The 22,173-nt window shown below is 43.4% G+C and carries 24 protein-coding genes; all 24 read left to right on the forward strand.

Annotated features, from left to right (window positions below):
* The first annotated feature begins 10 nt into the window (after positions 1-10).
* The 24 genes from dapB to D8792_RS02475 all read left to right on the forward strand — a co-directional run bounded on the left by dapB (position 11) and on the right by D8792_RS02475 (position 22,170).
* Entirely contained in the window at positions 11-778 is a 768-nt protein-coding gene (dapB, locus tag D8792_RS02360) for a 4-hydroxy-tetrahydrodipicolinate reductase (protein ID WP_125372729.1), read from the forward strand.
* Complete coding sequence (locus D8792_RS02365) at positions 775-1,980, forward strand: CCA tRNA nucleotidyltransferase (protein WP_125372730.1); 1,206 nt, start codon at positions 775-777, stop codon at positions 1,978-1,980. Before dapB ends, D8792_RS02365 begins: the two co-directional genes overlap by 4 nt.
* Positions 1,977-3,842 (forward strand): ABC-F family ATP-binding cassette domain-containing protein, encoded by a 1,866-nt coding sequence (locus D8792_RS02370; protein ID WP_125372731.1) that lies wholly within the window; start codon positions 1,977-1,979, stop codon positions 3,840-3,842. The genes D8792_RS02365 and D8792_RS02370 overlap by 4 nt, the downstream gene beginning before the upstream one ends.
* A gap of 49 nt (positions 3,843-3,891) precedes the next feature.
* On the forward strand, positions 3,892-4,749 hold the full coding sequence (locus D8792_RS02375) for a GNAT family N-acetyltransferase (protein ID WP_125372897.1): 858 nt from the start codon (positions 3,892-3,894) through the stop codon (positions 4,747-4,749).
* Positions 4,750-4,798: 49 nt separating this feature from the next.
* Positions 4,799-5,713: a TDT family transporter gene (locus D8792_RS02380; RefSeq protein WP_125372732.1), complete on the forward strand. Its 915-nt coding sequence runs from the start codon at positions 4,799-4,801 to the stop codon at positions 5,711-5,713.
* 102 nt (positions 5,714-5,815) lie between these two features.
* Positions 5,816-6,724 carry a LysR family transcriptional regulator gene (locus D8792_RS02385; protein WP_048791995.1) on the forward strand — a complete coding sequence of 303 codons (909 nt, stop codon included), beginning with the start codon at positions 5,816-5,818 and terminating at the stop codon, positions 6,722-6,724.
* Positions 6,721-7,188: a signal peptidase II gene (lspA, locus tag D8792_RS02390; protein WP_125372733.1), complete on the forward strand. Its 468-nt coding sequence runs from the start codon at positions 6,721-6,723 to the stop codon at positions 7,186-7,188. The genes D8792_RS02385 and lspA overlap by 4 nt, the downstream gene beginning before the upstream one ends.
* Positions 7,172-8,074 carry an RluA family pseudouridine synthase gene (locus D8792_RS02395; protein WP_125372734.1) on the forward strand — a complete coding sequence of 301 codons (903 nt, stop codon included), beginning with the start codon at positions 7,172-7,174 and terminating at the stop codon, positions 8,072-8,074. Before lspA ends, D8792_RS02395 begins: the two co-directional genes overlap by 17 nt.
* A gap of 123 nt (positions 8,075-8,197) precedes the next feature.
* Positions 8,198-10,021, forward strand: coding sequence for a translation elongation factor 4 (gene lepA / locus D8792_RS02400; protein WP_125372735.1), 1,824 nt, complete (start codon positions 8,198-8,200; stop codon positions 10,019-10,021).
* Between the two features lie 173 nt (positions 10,022-10,194).
* Complete coding sequence (locus tag D8792_RS02405; RefSeq protein ID WP_125372736.1) at positions 10,195-10,830, forward strand: hypothetical protein; 636 nt, start codon at positions 10,195-10,197, stop codon at positions 10,828-10,830.
* A gap of 255 nt (positions 10,831-11,085) precedes the next feature.
* Complete coding sequence (locus tag D8792_RS02410; RefSeq protein ID WP_125372737.1) at positions 11,086-11,580, forward strand: YkgJ family cysteine cluster protein; 495 nt, start codon at positions 11,086-11,088, stop codon at positions 11,578-11,580.
* Positions 11,581-11,664: 84 nt separating this feature from the next.
* Positions 11,665-12,498 (forward strand): AraC family transcriptional regulator, encoded by an 834-nt coding sequence (locus D8792_RS02415; RefSeq protein ID WP_125372738.1) that lies wholly within the window; start codon positions 11,665-11,667, stop codon positions 12,496-12,498.
* A gap of 552 nt (positions 12,499-13,050) precedes the next feature.
* Complete coding sequence (locus D8792_RS02420) at positions 13,051-13,806, forward strand: hypothetical protein (RefSeq protein WP_125372739.1); 756 nt, start codon at positions 13,051-13,053, stop codon at positions 13,804-13,806.
* A gap of 329 nt (positions 13,807-14,135) precedes the next feature.
* On the forward strand, positions 14,136-14,822 hold the full coding sequence (pynA, locus tag D8792_RS02425; protein ID WP_125372740.1) for a pyrimidine 5'-nucleotidase PynA: 687 nt from the start codon (positions 14,136-14,138) through the stop codon (positions 14,820-14,822).
* 124 nt (positions 14,823-14,946) lie between these two features.
* Entirely contained in the window at positions 14,947-15,219 is a 273-nt protein-coding gene (rpsP, locus tag D8792_RS02430; RefSeq protein ID WP_005590447.1) for a 30S ribosomal protein S16, read from the forward strand.
* 19 nt (positions 15,220-15,238) lie between these two features.
* Positions 15,239-15,478 carry an RNA-binding protein KphA gene (gene kphA, locus D8792_RS02435; protein ID WP_005590445.1) on the forward strand — a complete coding sequence of 80 codons (240 nt, stop codon included), beginning with the start codon at positions 15,239-15,241 and terminating at the stop codon, positions 15,476-15,478.
* A 431-nt stretch (positions 15,479-15,909) separates the two neighbouring features.
* Positions 15,910-16,461: a putative immunity protein gene (locus D8792_RS02440; RefSeq protein ID WP_125372741.1), complete on the forward strand. Its 552-nt coding sequence runs from the start codon at positions 15,910-15,912 to the stop codon at positions 16,459-16,461.
* Positions 16,458-17,807 carry a TrkH family potassium uptake protein gene (locus D8792_RS02445; protein WP_125372742.1) on the forward strand — a complete coding sequence of 450 codons (1,350 nt, stop codon included), beginning with the start codon at positions 16,458-16,460 and terminating at the stop codon, positions 17,805-17,807. The genes D8792_RS02440 and D8792_RS02445 overlap by 4 nt, the downstream gene beginning before the upstream one ends.
* A gap of 10 nt (positions 17,808-17,817) precedes the next feature.
* A complete protein-coding gene (locus tag D8792_RS02450; protein ID WP_125372743.1) occupies positions 17,818-18,483 on the forward strand; it encodes a potassium channel family protein in 666 nt (221 codons plus the stop codon).
* A gap of 168 nt (positions 18,484-18,651) precedes the next feature.
* Positions 18,652-19,206, forward strand: a complete 555-nt coding sequence (locus D8792_RS02455; protein ID WP_125372744.1) for a GNAT family N-acetyltransferase — start codon at positions 18,652-18,654, stop codon at positions 19,204-19,206.
* Between the two features lie 75 nt (positions 19,207-19,281).
* Positions 19,282-19,644, forward strand: coding sequence for a TIGR02328 family protein (locus D8792_RS02460; RefSeq protein ID WP_125372745.1), 363 nt, complete (start codon positions 19,282-19,284; stop codon positions 19,642-19,644).
* Between the two features lie 94 nt (positions 19,645-19,738).
* The gene (gene rimM / locus D8792_RS02465; RefSeq protein WP_125372746.1) at positions 19,739-20,257 is read left to right on the forward strand and encodes a ribosome maturation factor RimM; all 519 of its coding nucleotides are present in this window, start codon (positions 19,739-19,741) and stop codon (positions 20,255-20,257) included.
* Positions 20,247-20,978 (forward strand): tRNA (guanosine(37)-N1)-methyltransferase TrmD, encoded by a 732-nt coding sequence (trmD, locus tag D8792_RS02470; protein WP_045497615.1) that lies wholly within the window; start codon positions 20,247-20,249, stop codon positions 20,976-20,978. The genes rimM and trmD overlap by 11 nt, the downstream gene beginning before the upstream one ends.
* Before the next feature lie 259 nt (positions 20,979-21,237).
* Positions 21,238-22,170, forward strand: coding sequence for a metal ABC transporter solute-binding protein, Zn/Mn family (locus D8792_RS02475; protein WP_125372747.1), 933 nt, complete (start codon positions 21,238-21,240; stop codon positions 22,168-22,170).
* The last annotated feature ends 3 nt before the right edge of the window (positions 22,171-22,173 follow it).

Below are 22,173 nucleotides of genomic sequence, written 5' to 3' on the forward strand. Positions count from 1 at the left end.
GAGGTTCTAGATGAGTATAAAAGTCATTATTGCTGGTTTCAAGGGAAAGATGGGACAAGCAGCCTATAAGATGGTAACAGAAGATCCTGAACTAGAATTAGTTGGACTGCTGGATCCTTTTACAGATGAAAAGGAAGTGGCGGGAGTTCCAGTTTTCAATACCAAAGAAGAACTTGCAGGCCTTCAAGCAGATGTCTGGATTGACTTTACGACTCCCAAAGTGGCTTATGAAAATACTCGCTTCGCTCTTGAGAATGGCTTTGCTCCGGTGGTCGGAACGACTGGTTTTACGCCTGAGCAGATTGAAGAATTGACCCAACTATCGCGTCAAAAGAGTCTTGGTGGATTGATTGCCCCGAATTTTGCTCTGGGAGCCGTTTTGATTATGCAATTTGCAGCCCAAGCAGCCAAGTATTTTCCAGATGTGGAAATTATTGAACTGCATCATGACAATAAAAAAGATGCACCAAGCGGTACGGCTATCAAGACAGCTGAATTGATCAGCAAAGTTCGGACGAGCAAGCAGCAGGGAGCAGCTGATGAGGAAGAATCCTTGGCTGGTGCCCGTGGGGCAGCCTTTGACGGCATGCGGATTCACTCAGTGCGTTTGCCTGGCTTGGTGGCCCATCAGGAAGTTATCTTTGGTAGTCAAGGAGAAGGACTGACTTTGCGGCATGACTCCTATGACCGGGTTTCCTTTATGACTGGGGTAAATCTGGGTATCAAAGAGGTAGTCAAGCGCTCTGAATTGGTCTATGGATTGGAACATTTACTATGAGATTAGAGAAGATGCCTTCTGAGTTTCAGGAGGCTTTGCCAGTATTAGAGAAGATTAAAGAGGCTGGTTTTGAGGCTTATTTTGTCGGCGGTTCTGTACGAGATGCTCTGTTGAATCGGCCGATTCACGATGTGGATATTGCCAGCTCGGCCTATCCCGAGGAGATCAAAACAATCTTTCCTCGGACAGTTGATGTCGGCATTGAGCATGGAACAGTGCTGGTCTTGGAAGGCCAGGGGGAATACGAGATAACGACCTTTCGGACCGAGGATGTCTATGTGGACTACCGCAGGCCTAGTCAGGTCTCTTTTGTGCGCTCTTTGGAAGAAGACTTGAAGCGCAGGGATTTTACAATCAATGCTCTTGCTTTAAACCAAGAGGGAGAGATTGTGGACCTCTTTAACGGTTTGGCAGATATGAAAAATCGTACTCTGCGGGCAGTCGGAGTAGCTGCAGAGCGTTTCAATGAAGATGCCCTTCGAATCATGCGGGGCTTCCGTTTTCAGGCTGGTTTAGACTTTGATTTGGAAGACTTGACCTTTCAGGCTATGGCAGATTGTGCGCCGCTTTTGGAGAAGATATCGGTAGAGCGGATTTTTATCGAGTTTGACAAGCTCCTGATGGCACCTTTCTGGAGAAAAGGTCTAGAGAGCCTGATCAACGCTGCTGCCTACGACTTTCTTCCTGATATGAAAGATTCAGCAGAAGCTTTGCAGGAACTACTAGACGGTTTAGAAGAAGATTTTCAATTTGCTAGTTCCGAGCAGGCTTGGGCTGCGCTTTTGCTGGCTTTGAAAGTAAAAGATGTTCGGAAGTTCTTGAAGCATTGGAAAACGTCCAATGACTTTCAAAAGCGAGTGAATCAGCTGGTAGCTGTTTATGAGATTCGGCAGGAGCGGAGTCTTTCTAAGCGTGATTGCTATCAGTATGATTTGGATTTGATTCTGCAGGCAGAAAGTTTGAGACAGGCAGCAGGCTTACCGGTTGAGTTTGAGGCCGTCGAATCAACACATGCTGCTCTGACCATTCATGACAAACATGAGATTGTGGTGACGGGCAGTCATTTGATCCGAGATTATGGCTTTAAACCCGGACCAGAATTGGGACAAATCCTGACTAAAATTGAATTGGCCATTGTCGACGGAGAATTGGCAAATAGCAAGGAAGAGATTATGAACTTTATTAAGGAGCAAGTTGGATGAGTGACTTTATCGTTGAAAAGCTGACCAAGTCTGTTGGGGATAAGACCGTCTTTCAAGAGATTTCTTTTATCGTTCACGACTTGGATCGGATTGGACTAATTGGAGTCAATGGGACAGGAAAAACCACTCTTTTGGATGTCTTGTCTGGCAAATCAGGCTTTGATGGTGATGTATATCCTTTTTCAGCAAAATCTGACTATAAAATCTCCTATTTAACTCAGGAACCAGACTTCGATGAAGAGAAGACAGTCTTGGATACTGTTTTGTCCAGCGATTTGCGAGAAATGCAGCTCATTCGAGAATACGAACTGCTCATGGCAGCTTATGATGAAGCCAAGCAAGCTCGTCTAGACAAGGTCATGGCAGAAATGGATTCGTTGCATGCTTGGGAGATTGAAAGTCAGGTAAAAACCGTCCTATCCAAGCTCGGTATCTCAGATTTGGCAGCAAAAATCAGCCAGCTTTCTGGTGGTCTACGCCGGCGGGTGCAGTTGGCGCAGGTCCTACTTTCAGAAGCGGACTTGCTGTTGTTGGATGAGCCGACCAACCATCTGGATATTGATACGATTGAATGGCTGACAAATTTCCTGAAGAACTCAAAGAAGACGGTCCTCTTTATCACCCACGACCGCTATTTTTTGGACAATATTTCCACGCGGATTTTTGAATTGGACGGTGGAAACTTGATAGAGTATCAGGGCAACTATCAGGACTATGTCCGGCTCAAGGCTGAGCAGGATGAGCGCGATGCTGCCCTGCTCCACAAGAAACAGCAGCTTTACAAGCAGGAGTTATCTTGGATGCGCCGTCAGCCTCAGGCGCGAGCGACCAAGCAGCAGGCACGTATCAATCGTTTCCATGATCTTAAAAGTGATTTGGCTGGTCAGACCAATCAGACGGACTTAGAGATGAACTTTGAAACCAGTCGTATTGGGAAGAAGGTTATCGAGTTTCAGGATGTGGATTTTGCATACGGAGACAAGCAGATTTTGTCGCATTTCAATCTCCTGCTGCAAAATAAAGATCGACTGGGCATTGTCGGAGATAATGGAGTGGGTAAGTCTACTCTGCTTAACCTAATTGCTGGTCAGTTGCAGCCTCAGTCTGGTCAGGTCATAATTGGCGAGACAGTCCGAGTAGCTTATTTCTCTCAACAGATTGAAGGCTTGGATGAGTCCAAGCGGGTCATCAATTACTTGCAAGAAGTGGCGGAAGAGGTTAAGAGTGGTAGCGGGACGACATCCATTGCTGAGCTATTGGAGCAGTTTCTCTTTCCTCGCTCAAGCCACGGCACTTTGATTGAGAAGTTGTCTGGTGGAGAAAAGAAGCGGCTTTACTTGCTCAAGCTTTTACTAGAAAAGCCCAATGTCCTGCTTCTGGACGAGCCGACCAATGATTTGGATATCGCAACCTTGACAGTTCTAGAAAATTTCCTGCAGGGCTTTGCAGGGCCGGTGATCACAGTTAGCCACGATCGGTATTTCCTAGATAAGGTAGCCAGCAAGATTTTAGCTTTTGAGGATGGACAGGTCCGAGAGTTCTTTGGCAACTACACGGACTATCTGGATGAAAAGGCTTTTAGACAATCCAGCGCAGCCATTTCCCAAAAGAAAGAAAAGGAAAAGCCAGCCAAGGCGCGGGAACAGAAGAAGCGGATGAGCTACTTTGAAAAGCAAGAGTGGGAGACCATCGAGGCGGATATCGAGGAGCTGGAGGCACGTATCGCCACCATTGAGGCGGAAATGGAGCAGAACGGATCGGACTTTACCAAGCTATCGGAACTTCAGAAGGAGCTGGATGACAAGAATGAGCAGCTTCTTGAAAAGTATGAGCGCTATGAGTATCTGAGCGAGTTGGAGTAGGATAGTACGTAGTATATTCGTTATGGATACAAGTTTGTGAGGGAGAATGATGGAAATTAGGATTTATAGCCAGCCCAGTCAGGAAATCAAGGATCAGCTTTTTGAGCTGGTTCAAAGCTGTCACGTTACAGATGGGACTTATCGACTTCCTTATCTGGATAATGCCTATAATTTTGATGGGGATATGCCAGCTTTTTTTCTGGCCAATCTAGATCATCAAACGGTTGGTTTTTTATCGGTTTATGCGGATGAGCCGGGTCAAGCAGAGGTATCTGTCTACGTATTGCCTGACTATCGCAGACAGGACATAGCGAGCGCCCTTTTACAGGAATTTTCCAAAATTGCAGAGAAATACGATTTATCCCAAATCGAATACATCAGTGAAGTCAAGTTTTTAGCAGACCATCCGACCTTTGCTGAGAAGTTTGACTATGATTTGAAAGAGACGGAAATCTGGCTGGAGCAGGCGGCGGGGACTTTCCCTCAAGAAGAAAAAGAAGGAGTGGAAGTCTTACTTGGGAAAAAAGAAATGGTTGCGGAGATTGCAGCGTTTCAGTCGCAGATTTTTGAAATGCCCATGGATACTGCGCTTCACTATGCCAGTCAAGCGCTGGAGAGCCCAGATAGTCTGCTCTATGTCCTGAAAAAAGACGGTCAAATCGTAGCGTCTTGCTCAGTGGATACAAGTTTTGGAAGTAATCATCTGTTCGCCTTAGCTGTGGATCAGGCTTTTCAGGGACAGGGACTGGGGAGTCACCTAGTCAGGTCTATCTTGAATGACCTTGCTAGCTGCAATGGACAAGTCTGCCAAATCGTCGTAGAAGCTCAAAATACAGGTGCCCTGAGGCTATATGAAAGATTAGGCTTTAAACGAAAATCGGAAGCAGTTTATTTAAAGAGAAAATAGAAGAATTATCTTTCGAAGAAAAGAGCTTTTAAGGTTAGGAGATCTATTGATGATAAAGAAAAAAGAGCCATACTTGGTTCAGGCGGGCTTGGTGCTGGGCTTACTAGCCTTGGGAAATTTAGTCGGTGATGTCAGTCAGTTCTTGCGCTATCTTTTAGCAAGTCTGGCATTCTTGTTTTTCCTCCATCTAGTGATGGGAATGCTGACGCATACCAAGCAAGTCAAAGAGCAACTAGGTCAAGCGCTAGTGGCCTCGGTCTTCCCGACTTTTTTCATGCAGGGAATGGTGGCTTCGACCTATCTAGCGAGCTGGACTTTTTTGGGAAATTTTGCCCGAATTAGTGCGCAAGTGCTGTGGTGGCTAAGCTTTGGCGGGTTGGTTTTCTTGATGGTCTATTATATCCTGACCTTTGTCTTCCCTTTCAAGTGGGAGAATGTTTTTCCCGCTTGGACGGTCTTATTTGTCGGGATTGGTGTCGCTCCTCTGACAATTGCAATTCCTCAGCAGTTAGCTTTGGGGCAGCTGGTCTTTTGGTACGGCCTTTTAGCGACCATCTTGGTCTTGCCAATCGTCCTTTATAAGACCTATAAAATTGGCTTAGCAGAGAATGTTCGTCCAAATACGACAACGATTTGTGCGCCTATTTCCTTGGTGACAGCGGCTTATGTAGCTACTTTTTCTCAGCCAAATCCTGTCTTATTGAGCTTGCTCTTGATTTCAGGACAATGCTTATATGCTTTTATTTTGTGGCAATTGCCTCGTTTGATCAATCGTCCTTTTTCAGCAGGCTTTTCGGCCTTTACCTTCCCCTTGGTTATTTCGGCTGTGGCCTTGAAGCAGTCTTTAAATGTATTAAATTTCGGTCTAGCAGGGCAAATTCTGCTTGCTTTTGAGGTCTTGATAGCTTTGTCTGTCGTTCTTTATGTCACCTTCTTATATACAAAGGACATTTTAGGCAAATGAGGCAGATTTCAGAGATGTATTTCAAAGAGGAAAGTCACTGCCTGCCTTTGAGGAAGGCTGATTTTGTGGTATAATTAGGAGTATTTGTAAAAGGAAAAAGATATGAATATTCAACAATTGCGTTATGTAGTGGCTATTGCCAATAGCGGAACTTTCCGCGAAGCAGCAGAAAAGATGTATGTCAGCCAGCCCAGCTTATCTATCGCGGTGCGAGATTTGGAAAAGGAGCTGGGATTTAAGATTTTCCGCCGGACCAGTAGCGGAACCTTTTTGACCAGACGGGGGATGGAATTTTACGAGAGAGCTCAGGAATTGGTCAAAGGATTTGATGTCTTTCAAAATCAGTATGCCAATCCTGAAGAGGAAAAGGATGAATTTTCCATTGCCAGTCAGCACTATGACTTTTTGCCACCTTTGATTACGGAGTTTTCTCAAAAGTATCCAGAATATAAGAATTTCCGGATTTTTGAATCAACAACCGTGCAGATTTTGGACGAAGTGGCCCAAGGCCACAGCGAGATTGGGATCATTTACCTCAATAATCAGAATAGCAAGGGCATTATGCAGCGGGTGGAGAAGCTCGGCTTGGAGGTCATTGAGCTAATTCCTTTCCAGACCCACATTTATTTGCGGGAAGATCATCCTCTGACTCAAAAGGAGGAACTGGTTATGGAGGATTTGGCTACCTTGCCAACCGTCCGCTTCACACAGGAAAAGGATGAGTACCTCTATTATTCTGAGAATTTTGTCGATACCAGCGCTAGCTCCCAGATGTTTAATGTGACGGATCGAGCAACGCTGAATGGGATTTTGGAGCGGACGGATGCTTATGCGACTGGATCTGGCTTTTTGGATAGCAACAGTGTAAATGGAATCACTGTCATCAAACTACGAGACAATTTAGACAATCACATGGTTTATGTCAAGAGGGAAGATGTGGAGCTGAGTCAGGTTGGAGAAGCCTTTGTAGCCGTTATGAAAGAATATTTTGCACAGAAAAGAGAAGTATGAAACGAAAGATTACCATTCCTTTTTTAGTTGTTCTTTTGATTGCTCTTGATCAAGCGGTCAAGTATTATATTGTTTCCAATTTTTCCTTGGGGCAGGTCAGGAAGTTTATTCCTAAGATTGTCAGTTTGACCTACCTGCGAAATACTGGTGCAGCCTTTTCTATCTTGGAAAATCAGCAGTGGTTTTTCGCTCTGATAACTTGTATCGTGATTGGAGTTGCCGTTTGGTATTTGTTTAAACATATTCAGGGCTCCAAATGGTTGCTGACGGGACTAATTCTAATTATTGCTGGTGGCTTGGGCAATTTCATTGACCGGATCCAGCAGGGATTTGTAGTGGATATGTTCCAGTTGGATTTTGTCAATTTTGCTATTTTTAACGTAGCGGATATGTACCTTACTGTTGGAGTAGCGATTTTATTACTGGTAGTTTTGAAGGAAGAAACAAATGGAATTGAAAATTGATGCAGCAACCGCAGGCCTGCGTTTGGATAAGGCAGTGGCGGACCTGACGGAGCTATCTCGTGGTTTAGCCAATGAACAGATAAAAAATGGCCAGATTTTAGTTAATGGAGAGGCAAAAAAGGCCAAGTATGCTGTCAAAGAGGGCGATGTCATTTCCTATGAAGTACCTGAGCCAGAGGTAGTTGAGTATGTGGCAGAGGATCTTCCGCTAGAAATCGTCTATCAGGATGAGGATGTAGCCGTCGTCAACAAGCCTCAAGGCATGGTGGTTCACCCGTCAGCTGGGCATACCAGCGGCACTCTGGTCAATGCTCTCATGTATCACATCAAAGACCTTTCTGGCATCAATGGTGTGTTGCGTCCGGGGATTGTCCATCGGATTGATAAGGATACTTCTGGCCTTTTAATGATTGCCAAGAATGACCAAGCCCATCTGGCACTTGCAGACGAGCTCAAGGATAAGAAATCCCTCCGTAAATACTGGGCGCTTGTCCATGGAAATCTGCCTAATGACCGTGGAGTGATTGAGGCACCAATTGGCCGCAGTGAAAAAGATCGCAAGAAACAGGCGGTTACAGCCAAGGGGAAACCCGCTCTGACACGTTTCCAAGTCTTGGAACGTTTTGGGGACTATACCTTGGTTGAGTTACAGCTGGAGACGGGGCGGACGCATCAAATCCGTGTTCACATGGCTTATATCGGCCATCCAGTCGCTGGAGATGAGGTTTATGGACCACGTAAGACCCTGAAGGGCCATGGTCAATTTTTGCACGCACGAACACTGGGCTTCACCCATCCTCGGACTGGTGAAGTGCTGGAATTTACAGCTGAAGCGCCAGCTATTTTCCTAGAAACTCTTGAAAAACTCAGAAAAGTCCATGACTAATCGTCTCCGTATTTATGAGACTCTAGATAAATGGAAAATTAAGTCGACTGTCTTGGTTACAGTCGTTTTTATTTTCGAAAAATCATGATATAATAAATAGAATACCCTAGAAGGAAGAGAAAAATGAATTTAGAAGATTTGAAAAAACGTCAGGAGAAGATCCGCAATTTCTCCATCATTGCCCACATTGACCATGGGAAATCAACCTTGGCTGACCGAATTTTGGAGGCGACTGAGACGGTTTCCAGCCGGGAAATGCAGGCCCAACTCTTGGACAGCATGGACTTGGAGCGGGAGCGCGGTATCACCATTAAGCTCAATGCTATCGAGCTCAATTATACTGCTAAGGATGGGGAGACCTATATCTTCCACCTCATTGACACGCCGGGACACGTGGACTTTACCTATGAGGTGTCACGGTCATTGGCGGCCTGTGAAGGCGCCATTCTGGTTGTGGATGCTGCTCAGGGGATTGAAGCTCAGACTCTTGCTAATGTTTATCTAGCGCTGGACAATGACTTGGAAATCCTGCCAGTTATCAATAAGATTGACTTGCCAGCTGCGGATCCTGAGCGGGTGCGGACAGAGATTGAAGACGTGATTGGACTGGATGCTAGCGAAGCCGTATTGGCTTCTGCCAAGGCTGGTATCGGAATTGAAGATATTTTAGAGCAGATTGTGGAAAAAGTTCCAGCTCCGACTGGAAATGTTGAAGCACCACTCAAAGCCTTGATTTTCGACTCAGTCTACGATGCCTATCGTGGGGTAATCCTGCAAGTGCGGGTGATGGATGGTGTGGTCAAGCCGGGAGATACCATTCAGCTCATGAGCAATGGCAAGAACTTTGACGTAACTGAGGTCGGTATCTTTACACCGAAAGCTATTGGACGTGATTTCCTAGCGACAGGGGATGTTGGTTATATCGCAGCTTCTATCAAAACGGTACAAGATACTCGGGTCGGAGACACAGTGACCTTGGCGGACAATCCAGCATCTGAGCCATTAGACGGATACAAGCAGATGAATCCTATGGTTTTCGCTGGTCTCTATCCGATTGAGTCCAATAAATACAATGACCTACGTGAGGCGCTTGAAAAGCTCCAGCTAAACGATGCCAGTCTGCAGTTTGAACCAGAAACATCTCAGGCATTGGGATTTGGATTCCGCTGTGGTTTCTTAGGCTTGCTGCATATGGATGTCATTCAGGAGCGTTTGGAGCGTGAGTTTAATATTGATCTGATTATGACGGCGCCGTCTGTTATCTATAAGGTTAATCTGACAGATGGTGAAGCTATTGATGTCTCTAATCCGAGTGAGTTTCCGGATCCGACCAAGATTGATTCCATCGAGGAGCCTTATGTCAAGGCGCAGATTATGGTGCCGCAGGAATTTGTCGGAGCTGTGATGGAGTTAGCTCAGCGCAAGCGCGGTGACTTTGTGACCATGGACTATATCGACGATAATCGGGTCAATGTCATCTATCAAATCCCGCTTGCTGAAATTGTCTTTGATTTCTTCGACAAGCTCAAGTCCTCTACTCGTGGCTATGCTAGCTTTGACTATGAAATCTCTGAGTATCGCTCATCCAAGCTGGTTAAGATGGATATCCTCCTCAATGGCGACAAGGTTGATGCCCTCAGCTTTATCGTTCACAAGGAATTTGCCTATGAGCGTGGTAAGCTGATTGTAGACAAGCTCAAGAAAATCATTCCTCGTCAGCAGTTTGAAGTACCCATTCAGGCAGCCATCGGACAGAAAATCGTGGCTCGGACTGACATCAAGGCTCTGCGTAAGAATGTTTTGGCCAAGTGTTATGGTGGTGATGTTTCCCGGAAGCGCAAACTCCTAGAAAAACAAAAAGCTGGTAAAAAACGGATGAAAGCGATCGGATCTGTCGAAGTCCCACAAGAAGCTTTCCTCAGCGTCTTGAGTATGGATGAGGAATAAAGTTGACTTTGAATGCCTGAGTCCAGCATTACAAAGTGAAGGAAAAAAAGTCAATCTGTTCCTGAAAATAAAATAGGGAAGCAGTCTTGGGTAGTTGGATTCTATCTATAATGTGTGGATAGTATGGAAATATAGATAGTTCAGGCTCATGTAGTCTAAAAAGGAGATTTCTTATGGCAAAAAAATATTTTCTTAGTTTTTTGACGGTCTTGGTTGGTCTTTCTCTGTCCTCTTGTGGCCTTATTAAAAATTATGGTAATCGGAAATCGTCTACTTCTAGTAGTACATCCAGTCAAGTTTCTCAAAAAGATAGCAGCAAATCTGATAAAGCTAGTGACAAAGATGTTTCCACTACGACCAAAACCAAGCGCATTGGTTCGGCTGACTATGGCTATATCGATATTCCAAGTAATTGGATCAAGTTCACCGACTTAGATGGTGGCGACAGCGTTCAGTTCACGGATGGCTCAGCTTATAATATCGTTACCATGAATGGCTATACTAGAGAAAAAGCTCATGTCCAAGATGGGGAAACTTTCAATGCTGAGCTAATTGCCCAGCGACTAGCCTATAGTTGGAATGATAATAAAGATGTAGAAAAAATGTGGGGAGCAAAATCCACTGTTTCTGGCAATGAAGCTTTCCAACTGAATGTAATTATGAAATCAGGGCAGTTAGTTGTTTCTTGGGTTTTCCAAAAGGACGACAAGGTCTATTTAATCTCTTTTGAAGGCGATCGGGAAACTTTGGCTTCTGTCATTTCCTACATAGAAGAAACATGGAGCCTTGACGAAAAAAGGGCCGGCTAACAATATTTAAAACAAAGTAAATGAGAGTGGGATAGAAATCGGTAATTCGTTAGAATTCGATTTCGTCGTCCCACCTCCGCACAGTTGAGTAGGGCTGTAAAAGCTGATGAAATCAGCGTAGTAGAGCCCACTCAACCACTGCGTCTTGCTCGACAATCCAAAGACAATTGAGAGGCTAGGACTTTTGTCCCAGTCTCATTTTTTTGAGATTTATGATATAATGCTAACGAAAATTAACTGATTAGAAAGTAGTTTATGACTCAAGAAATCGACCTTGAAAAGTACCATCAGCTAGCCCTGCAGAAGCAGAAAGAGCACCGAAAATTTTTAGCCAATCTCAAGAAAAAGCCACCAAAAAACCTCGATAAGATTGCCCAGCAGATCCATGATGAGGTCTTTGAGGAGATTGACTGTACAGCCTGTGCCAATTGCTGCAAGACTTTAGGACCAGACTTTAAGGAAGCCGATATTGTCCGTATTGCGAAGTATTTCAAGATGAAACTGCCGGCTTTTGAAGAGGAGTTTCTGCAGGTGGACGAAGACGGTGACAAGATCTTCAAGGCCATGCCTTGTCCTTTTTTAGGTGGAGACAATCTCTGCTCGATCTACGATGTTCGTCCCAAGGCCTGCAGAGAATTTCCCCATACAGACCGCAAGAAGATTCATCAGATTAATCATCTGACAATCAAAAATACCCTGACCTGTCCAGCGGCCTATCTCTTTGTGGAGAAGCTGCGGGATAGGTTGTAGAATCGCCCTCTAAATCTTGTACAAAAATTCTAGGGCGGAAGTATCTGAAATCTGTTAGACTATAGTCAAGAGGTGAAAAAGAATATGATGCATCAATTCAATCGAACCATGGAATATCTGGAAAGCAAGTTGGACGCAGAAGTGGATTTGCAGCAATTTCAGCAGCTATCGGGTTATTCTTATGCTCTCTTCAGCAGGCTCTTTTCCATTCTAGCAGATATGACTTTAGCGGAATACCTACGCAATCGCAGGCTGTCAGAAGCTGTGATAGACTTGCGGGGAAGCTCTGAGAAAGTCATTGATATAGCACTGAAATACGGCTATGACTCTGCGGATGCTTTTAGCGCAGCCTTCAAGAAATTCCATGGTGCGACCCCCTCAGAAGTTCGAAATGGAAAACCTTATCGGGTCTTTCCAAAACTTCAATTATCCTTAAAGATTACAGGAGGAAAGAACATGGATATCAAGATTCAAAAGAAATCTGCTTTTACCGTGGCAGGCGTCCTATTGGAAGCTATCGATAATAGCCAATGCCCATCTGCTTGGGAGCAGCTCTATGGAAATCACAGCTTTGAAAGCTTAGAAAGTATGGGCAGTGGCCAATCCTTTGGCCTCTGCTCTGATGTCAAAGAGGGTGAAATCATTAACTACATGGCGGCTTATGATGTGACGGATAAAGCGAAAGCAGAAGCCCTAGGCCTTTCTATCAAGGAAATCCCAGCAGCTGAATATGCCATCGTACCAGTCAAGGGGGCTATACCAGCCAGCATCCACCATGCTTGGAAATATGTTTTGGAAGTCTTCTTCCCAGAAACAGGTTATCGCCACTCAGGAGCACCAGATTTTGAAGTTTACACTGAGGGAGACATGTCCTCGCCAGACTATCAAATGGAACTCTGGATACCTGTGGTGAAATAAAGTGAAAATCAGCCGTTTATTTTTGAGCGGCTGGTTTTTATGCATTGTGGTATAATGTCCACACTTTACTTAGCAGTCCTAATTTTATATATAGATTGAGTCTCAGATCGCTCTTTTAAATATCAGCAATACATATGACTTTGAATAACTCGCTTCAACTCATTGTTTTATGAGTAATTTAAAAAATATATTTTTCGATGATTGTTTCATGCCTAATTAGGTAAATTAGCCATTCTTCGCGCGGTCGTATTTATATTTTTATCGTTTGAGGGAAGATCTTACCGTTTGCAAATTGATGGTTAAGTCGATATATTCTTCCTTCTCAAATATTTTCTAAATCATTTAATCTTTTTAAAGATAAGAACCGCTTTCTAATTAATCAAAGACTACTTTAAATTTTTCAACTCTTGATAACATGAGAAAATCTCCGTAAAATGATTCAATTTATTATAGCAAAAATAGACAATCTATAGAGTTAGGATTAAATGAAATTGACATTTGAAAGCGCTAAATGTATAATTTTTGTTAAACAAGAAAGAATGAGGTAACGATATGAATAAAACAGAATTACTATTACAAAGACTAAATGATATTGGTCAGTCTCTAAAAGATTCTAGACAAGCACTAGCTTTGCTGGCACTTGGTTCTTGCGGAGCAGAAAGAGAACGATTGGATCAGTACTCCGATTTGGATTTCTTTGTTATTGTAAAAGATGGCTACAAGCAGGCCTATATCCAGGACCTAACCTGGTTAAGTAATCTAGAACCAATTGCATTTCACTACCAAAATACAGTGGACGGACATAAAGTTCTATTTGAAGATGATGTTTTTTGTGAATTTGCTATCTTTGAAGCTCATGAACTAGTAAACATTCCCTTCGCTGAAGGCAAAATTATCTGGAAGGAGGTCGGTTTTGATGGAACAATCTGCCAGCCACAAAGATTGCCATCAAAAGAAAATAGAGATCGTGAATGGCTGTTGGGAGAAATTTTATGCAACCTATATATAGGACTAGGTCGCTATCAACGAGGGGAAAAATTGGCTGCTTATGATTTCATCCAAAACAGATCTGTCAAGCTCTGGACTGAACTAATCAATTTGGAAAAAACTTCTAAATCTNATTTTATAGATATTTTTAACAGCAACAGACGATTTGAAAAAGGTTATCCAAATGAAGCCAAACAATTACCCTACTTTTTGCAAGGTTACGAACGAATTTCTGAATCTGCTCAGGCACTCCTAGAATATCTTGATAAACACTATCCTCTTAACGCATTTATAAAAGAAAAAATTCGTAATTTATTATAAAAGAGACTTTCCAAAAAATAATCTAAATCCCAAAAGTTAGGTATCTTTGTCAACTATAATGGATTAATGAAATTTTAAAACCTGTAGAAGGTAATCGACGTCCTCTCCTTTCTTATGTTCAGAGTGAGAAAGATTTATTTCTTAAAGTTACCAAAGTTATCAAATTCAAAGGTATTATATTTGATTGGTTTAATCAGAGCCTAAAAAGCGCCTTTGAGGTTACTTTTTTAGTTGAGCTTAGCGTTTACTTTAGCTATTGGACTGCTGGGTACAGTCTGTGTACAGTATGATATAATAAATCTACTACAATTGCAGAAAGGATTTCGATTTTGTCATACAAATTTCTACTTTTCGACCTTGATCATACGTTGCTGGATTTTGATACGGCAGAAGACATCGCGCTGACGCATTTTTTGGAGGAGCAGGGCGTAACGGAGATCCAGACCTACAAAGACTATTATATTCCCATGAACAAGGGGCTTTGGCGGGATTTGGAGCAGGGGAAAATCACCAAGCCAGAGCTGGTCAATACGCGCTTTTCTCGTCTTTTTGCTCATTTTGGCATTGAGAAGGATGGGGCCGAGCTGGCTCTTCTCTATCAGCAGCATATTGCTCAGCAAGGACAAACATACGCTGGTGCTAGCGAGCTTTTGGACAGTCTGACAGCAGCTGATTATGAGATTTACGGAGCGACCAATGGCATCACGGCTATTCAGACCGGTCGCATGGCTCATTCTGATATTGCGCCCTATTTTAATCACATTTTTATCTCGGAGCAGATGGGGACTCAGAAGCCTGAAGCTTTATTTTATGAAAAAATAGCAGAGCAGATACCAGATTTTGATCTGTCTCAGACTTTGATGATTGGAGACTCCTTGACGGCAGATATTGCTGGCGCCAATAATGCAGGAATGGACTCTATCTGGTACAATCCCAAAAAGTTGATTAATAATAGCAGTGCGCAGCCGACTTATACGGTATCTTCCTATGGAGAAATTAAAAAATTACTACTTTGAAAAAATTTTTAACTCTGTCAAGAAAAAAACTTGACAGCTGTTTTTAATCTGCTATAATAGAACATGTGCTAAATAGCTCAGCTATTTCACCGAAATAAAAAATAAGAAAAGAGAAATTTTAAAAATGGCAGTAAAAATCCGTTTGACTCGTATGGGTTCTAAGAAAAAACCTTTCTACCGTATCAACGTTGCAGACTCACGTTCACCACGTGACGGACGTTTCATCGAAACAGTTGGAACTTACAACCCACTTGTTGAAGAAAACCAAGTGACTTTGAAAGAAGATCGCGTTCTTGCATGGTTGGCTGATGGAGCTCAACCTTCAGATACAGTTCGCAACATCCTTTCAAAAGCTGGTGTTTTGAAGAAATTCCACGATTCAAAATACTCTAAATAATAGAAGTGCAGGTTGATATATGGACACGATTGAAAATCTCATTATTGCGATAGTGAAACCTTTGATTTCACAGCCAGATGCCTTAACTATCAAGATTGAAGATACGCCTGAGTTTTTAGAGTATCATCTTGATCTTGATCCAAGCGATGTTGGACGTGTGATCGGTCGTAAAGGTCGTACTATCTCCGCTATAAGGACGATTGTTTACTCTGTCCCAACCGAGTACAAAAAAGTTCGCATCGTCATTGATGAGAAATAAGAAGCAGCGGGGCTATGTGTCCCGTTTTTTCTATGGCCCTTAATGAAACAAGCCGTTAGGCGTAGTTGAATTTAGGGCCATTGATGCAGTTCGAGCTCAGCGAGAACTACGTTCCTTATTATCCTTAATGAAACAAGCTGTTAGGTGTAGTTGAATTTATGGCCATTGATGCAGTTCGAGCTCAGCGAGAACTACGTTCCTTATTATCCTTAATAAAACAAGCCGTTAGGTGTAGTTGAATTTAGGGCCATTGATGCAGTTCGAGCTTTGCGAGAACTACGCTCCTTAATCTCCTTGCCGAAACAAGCCGTTAGGCTCAGTTGAATTTAGGGTCATTGATGCAGTTCGAGCTTCGCGAGAACTAGGTACTTCATTTAAGATAAAAACGAAATGCAGGGGCGAGTTTAGAGAAATTCGAAACCGGAGGACATATGAAGTCAGAAGATTATGCTTGGAACGCTCATGAGCGCAAGTCTTATGAGAATGATCAAGTGATTTTACCGAGCCCTTACAAGCTGAAAATTCTGGATGATAGTGAGAAGAGACTGGAATTGGAGCTTGTTTTGGAGCAGCTTCCTCAGGGGCAACTGGCTCGATGGGCTATGAAAATAGCGTCAAGCTTTATAGATCTGATTGATGCGGAAGATGAGTCTGAAAAGCAGAATATTTTGACTCAGGTAAGAGAGGTTTTTCAGGCTCGACTTGATGGGAGGGCATCTGCCTATGAAGTAAGGCAGGCTGGTTTCTTGGCTAACAAACTGTCGCAGCAAGCCCAATCACAAATCGGTAAATATGCTGCGCGTGTTTTTGCCCAAGGAGTTGCAACAGGCCACATGCGGGGCCATGCTATTGTCGCAGCGGATTATGCCATCAAAGTCAGAAACTTGCAGAGTCCAGATGATTTGCAGCGGGCTGTCAAGGAAAGAGAAGGGCAGATAGAGTTAGCCTCTGCTTTTATTAGATCAGGAAAGGAAACTTTATGAAGCATTTATTTTCACGCTTGTCACCAGCGCAAAAGATTATCTTGTCTTTTCTTCTGGTGATATTCTGTGGCTCCTTGCTACTCAGTCTGCCTTGGGTGCAGACGGCTAGTTCCAAAGCGGGCTATCTGGATCATCTTTTTACAGCTGTCTCGATGGTCTGTGTGACAGGGCTTTTTACACGATCGGTTGTGGATACATACAATGTCTGGGGACAGCTCCTTTGTATGCTGCTGATTCAGATTGGTGGTTTGGGAATCCTGACTTTTATCGGATTTTTCACCATGGAAAGTCGGAAAAAGCTCAGCCTCAAGGATCGCCGTATTCTGCGGGATAGTTTTAGTTATGGTCACAATCGTACCCTAGGTCAATTTGTCCGTTCGATTTTTATCACGACTTTTACTATCGAAGGACTGGGTGCGCTCCTTCTCATGATTCGCTTCATTCCCAAGTTTGGTCTGAGAAAAGGGATTTTTAATTCTATCTTTTTAGCCGTTTCTGCATTTTGTAATGCGGGCTTTGATAATTTTGGTAATGATAGCCTACTAGGCTTGCAGACAGATGTTTTGGTCAATATCACCTTGGCTCTCCTCATTATTACTGGAGGACTTGGCTTTATGGTCTGGTTTGACTTGGCGACTAAATTGGGAGGAAAACAGAAGGGGCTTCACTTTCATACCAAGGTAGTCTTGCTGCTGACTGCTGGTCTCCTCGTCTTTGGGACGGTCACGAGTCTCTGGACGGAGTATAATAATCCTGGAACGATTGGCAATCTTTCCTTTGGTGATAAGCTACTGGTCAGCTTTTTCCAGACAGTCAGCATGAGGACAGCTGGCTTTGCTTCCATAGATTATACGGCTGCTCGTCCAGTAACCCTGTTTATCTATCTGCTCCAGATGTTTTTAGGAGGAGCTCCGGGTGGTACAGCGGGCGGTCTGAAAATTACCACCTTCTTAGTTATTTTGCTTTTCGCTCGTAAGGAGATTTTGAGCTTGCCACATACCAATCTTGGTCGGAGAACGCTGGCTCCTCAGCTAGTGCAGAAGGCTTTTGGTGTGACAGTGATTTTTCAGCTGACATTTCTGCTTGGTCTTTTGGCTCTTGGGCTAGTGACCGATAGCAGTCATCGTTTTATTTACCTGATATTTGAGACTGTGTCGGCACTGGCTACAGTTGGTGTGACAGCCAATATCACTACCAGCCTCAATACAGCTGGTATGGTTGTGATTATGTTGCTGATGTTTATTGGACGGGTGGGGCCGCTGACTCTTATGGTCAGTCTTAACCATTATCAACCGAAGAAGGCGACTACCTTGCACTACAGCAAGGCGGACATTATGATTGGATAGGAGAAAAGAAATGGCAAATCAAACAGTTGGAATTCTCGGCTTGGGGATTTTTGGACAGAGTATCATTGAGGCTTTGATTTCTCAGGATGTAGAAATCATTGCAATTGATAATCACGAAGAGACAATCAATCAGTATGAAGACATGATTGCCGTCGGTGTGATCGGGGACATTACTGATATGGAACTTTTGGAGGCGGCAGACGTTGGTTCCTGTGATACGGTCGTCGTGGCGACTGGAGAAAGTCTGGAATCCAGTGTTCTAGCGGTCATGCACTGTAAGGCATTGGGCGTTAAAAATGTCATTGCCAAAGTCAAGGATGAAGTAACCCAGCAGGTACTGGAAAAGGTGGGAGCTGATTTGGTTATCCTGCCTGAAGTGGAGGCTGGTATTTCATTAGCTAAGACCATTCTCTTTAACCATTCGATTGAGGTTTTCCAGCTGGATGACGATGTAGTGGTGGCTGAGTTTGAACTGCCTGCTAGCTGGGTCGGGAAAACGGTCCGTGAAGTAGATGCTCGTAGGCTGTATCATCTCAATATTATCGGCTATCGTCTGACAAAAAATCAGCCTTTGGAAAGCCAGTTTACTCCAGACTTTGTCTGGCCGGAAGGAGTCAGCATTATGGCTGTGACTGATAACCAGCATTTGGATAATTTACGTGAAATAGTGAAGTAGCGGCTAGAATAAGAACCCTTCGTTAGGAAGTCTGATCAGCATTAACGATCAGTAATTCCCAGAAAGTCGATACCTACCCTCAAATGAATACCTAAGAGCTCTTTCAGGGCTCTTTTTTGAAACCAGTTATAAAATTTGTTATACTATCACTAGAAAAGGAGTGATTTTATGAGCTTAACCAGCCAGATCATTACAGCAGATTTTCCAGATTTGGATAAGGTAGAAGCCTTGAATAATGAAGCTTTCCCAGAAGAGGAAAGGATACCGCTCAGTGAGTTTTTACGATATGAGGATCAGGAAGATGCTAATTTTTTCGCCTTTTATCATGAAAAGGAGTTTGTTGGTTTTGCCTTTGCCATTTCCAACGCGCAAGCCTTTTATGTTAGTTTCTTTGCGATTATGCCTCACCTGCGCAGCCATGGCTATGGCGGTGAAATCATTGAAAAGCTGGTCAATTTCTATCAGCGAACCATGATTTTAGAAATTGAGCGCCTAGACGAGCCCTGTGACAATCTTGAACAGCGTCAAGCTCGCTGGGATTTTTATCACAGCAAGGGCTTCCGTTCAGCCAATGCCTTTCTGGAATATGAGGATCTTAGCTTTGAAATTCTGTATCGAGGGGATTCTTTTGACGAAGAAGCCTACCGAGACATTTTCCACCGACTTCAAGAGGAGAATTATTTCGACTTTGAAATCAAACATAGACGTTTCAGCGATTATTAAATGGAAGTTCTCTGGAGCTCAATGGCGATTTGGAGCAATAAAAGATTGCTTTGTTTTTACTAAAAGGAGGTTAGAATGAGACTCTGGCATCAAGCACTGATTCCCAAGCTTCCCCGTCCGCAACTACTTGGCCAGCATCGGGAATGCTGCGCTCTTCGTGGCAATGGCTGGGGCAAGAAACATGCGACCGTTGACTATGTTTTTACTCACTCTCCTTACTTGCTTTATCGCTACCATGAGCTGATTATGGAGGAGATGAGCAAGCGAGGTTATCGTGTGTCCCCAGAGTGGCTGGAGCGGGACTATCGTGGCAAGACTTGTCTAGCCTATGTGCATCTGGAAGAAGTGGCTGTGGCGAGCCCTATTTACTCCGAGCATGATGCGGCTTACTATGAGGAATGCCTGCAAAATCTCAAAGAAAAAGGCATTGACTTATAGGCTTTTCCGCTGTCTGAGCCAGCGGCCTGCCTTGAGAAAAAGCCAGCAAAATGATACAATAAAATGAATAGTAAAAAGATTAACTGGAGTAAAAATGAAGTATTTTAATGTTGGGAAAATCGTCAATACCCAAGGTTTGCAAGGCGAAATGCGGGTTTTATCAGTGACAGATTTTGCGGAGGAGCGTTTTAAAAAAGGCAATAAACTGGCTCTTTTCGATAAGAAGGATCAGTTTATCATGGATGTGGAGATTGCTAGCCACCGCAAGGCCAAGAACTTTGATATTATCAAGTTTAAGGGGATGTATCATATCAATGACATCGAGAAATTTCGTGACTTTAGTCTGAAAGTGGCCGAAGAAGACTTGGCTGATTTAGAAGATGGCGAATTTTACTACCATGAGATTATCGGCCTTGAAGTCTATGAAAATGATGTTCTGCTAGGTACGATTAAGGAGATTCTCCAGCCAGGAGCCAATGATGTCTGGGTGGTCAAGCGTAAAGGTAAGCGTGATTTGCTGCTGCCTTACATTCCGCCAGTAGTGTTAGGCATTGACATCGAGCAAGGTCGGGTTGATGTAGAGATACCGGAAGGACTGGATGATGAAGATTGATATTTTGACCCTCTTTCCAGAGATGTTTGCGCCTTTGGAGCACTCGATTGTGGGTAAGGCGCGAGAAAAAGGACTCTTGGAAATCAACTACCATAATTTTCGAGAAAATGCGGAAAAATCTCGGCATGTGGATGACGAGCCCTACGGTGGCGGTCAGGGCATGCTGCTGCGGGCTCAGCCAATTTTTGATGCCTATGATGCCATTGAAAAGAAGCAACCGCGTGTGATTTTGCTGGATCCTGCTGGTCGGACTTTTGATCAAGCCTATGCTGAGGAGCTGGCTCAGGAAGAGGAACTCATCTTCATCTGCGGTCATTACGAAGGTTATGATGAGCGGATCAAGACCTTGGTGACGGACGAGATTTCGCTGGGTGACTATGTCCTGACTGGAGGAGAATTGGCGGCTATGACCATGATTGATGCGACAGTTCGCCTAATTCCAGAGGTTATTGGCAAGGAAGTTAGTCACACGGACGACAGCTTTTCGTCTGGACTATTGGAGTATCCTCAGTACACTCGTCCTTATGACTATCGGGGCATGGTTGTTCCAGAAGTACTCATGAGCGGGCACCACGAAAATATCCGCAAGTGGCGTCTCTATGAAAGTCTAAAAAAAACCTATGAGCGTCGTCCAGACTTGCTGGAAAACTATGAATGTACAGCCGAAGAAGCCAAAATGTTGGAAGAAATTCGAGCCAATAGTAGGGATAGTGAACACTAGTCCTTTCTATAAAATAGTAAAATTTGGATACCGATTTCTCAAAGCCACGTTTGTGGCTTTTTTATTTGGATGAATAGTTGGAAAATTTTTGAAAAAATTCAAACTTCCTTCTTGACAGAAAAAATAAAAAGGAGTATTATCTTAACTAGTTAATAAACCAGTTAACAAATCAAGTTGTTTTTTAAAGCAATTCTTGGCAAAGAATGTTTTGAAAATAGTTATTTCTTTGAATGATTGCTAAACTGGTTAAGGAGTTGAAATGAAAATCAAAAGAGTTTTGATAGCTTTAAGTCTAGTCTTACTGGGGCTTGGCCTTGCTTCTTGTATCAAAAAGGAAGCAAGTGGTGCTGGCAGCAAACGCGGGCTCAATATTGTCACGAGTTTTTACCCGATTTATTCGATGGTCAAAGAAGTCTCAGGAGATTTGAACGATGTACGGATGATTCAGTCAGGCGCAGGAATTCATGAATTTGAGCCATCAGCCAGTGATGTAGCGGCTATTTATGAAGCAGATATCTTTGTGTATCATTCGCGGACTTTGGAGTCTTGGGCTGGTAGTCTGGATCCTAGTTTACAAAAGTCCAAAGTAGCGGTCGTAGAAGCTAGCAACGGGATGCAGTTGGACAAGGTGGCTGGCTTAGAAGAAGTGTCTGCTGAGGAAGGGATTGATGAAAAGACCCTCTATGATCCACATACTTGGCTGGATCCTGAAAAAGTGGCAGAAGAAGCACAACTCATCGCTCAAGCATTGTCCAAGCTAGATAGTAAAAATGCGGATACTTATCAGAAAAATGCTCAAAAATTTGCAGAGAAGGCAAAGGCCCTGAGCCAAAAATACCAAGGAGTCTTTAGTGGGCTAGATGAAAAAACTTTCGTGACCCAGCATACGGCCTTTTCTTATCTAGCCAAACGTTTCGGTCTCAAGCAACTAGGGATTTCAGGGATTTCGCCAGACCAAGAGCCTAGTCCAAGGCAGTTGACGGAGATACAAGACTTTATCAAGACCTATAAAGTCAAGACGATTTTTGTCGAGAGCAATGCTTCTTCTAAGTTGGCTGAAACCTTAAAGAAGGCGACAGGAGTCAACCTAAAGGTGCTAAATCCTCTCGAAGCAGATCCTGAAAATGATAAGACTTATCTTGAAAATTTAGAAGATAATTTAGAAATTTTAGCGAAAGAATTAAAACATTGAGGT

It is taken from the genome of Streptococcus cristatus, assembly GCF_003943505.1.
Lineage (GTDB): Bacteria > Bacillota > Bacilli > Lactobacillales > Streptococcaceae > Streptococcus > Streptococcus cristatus_E.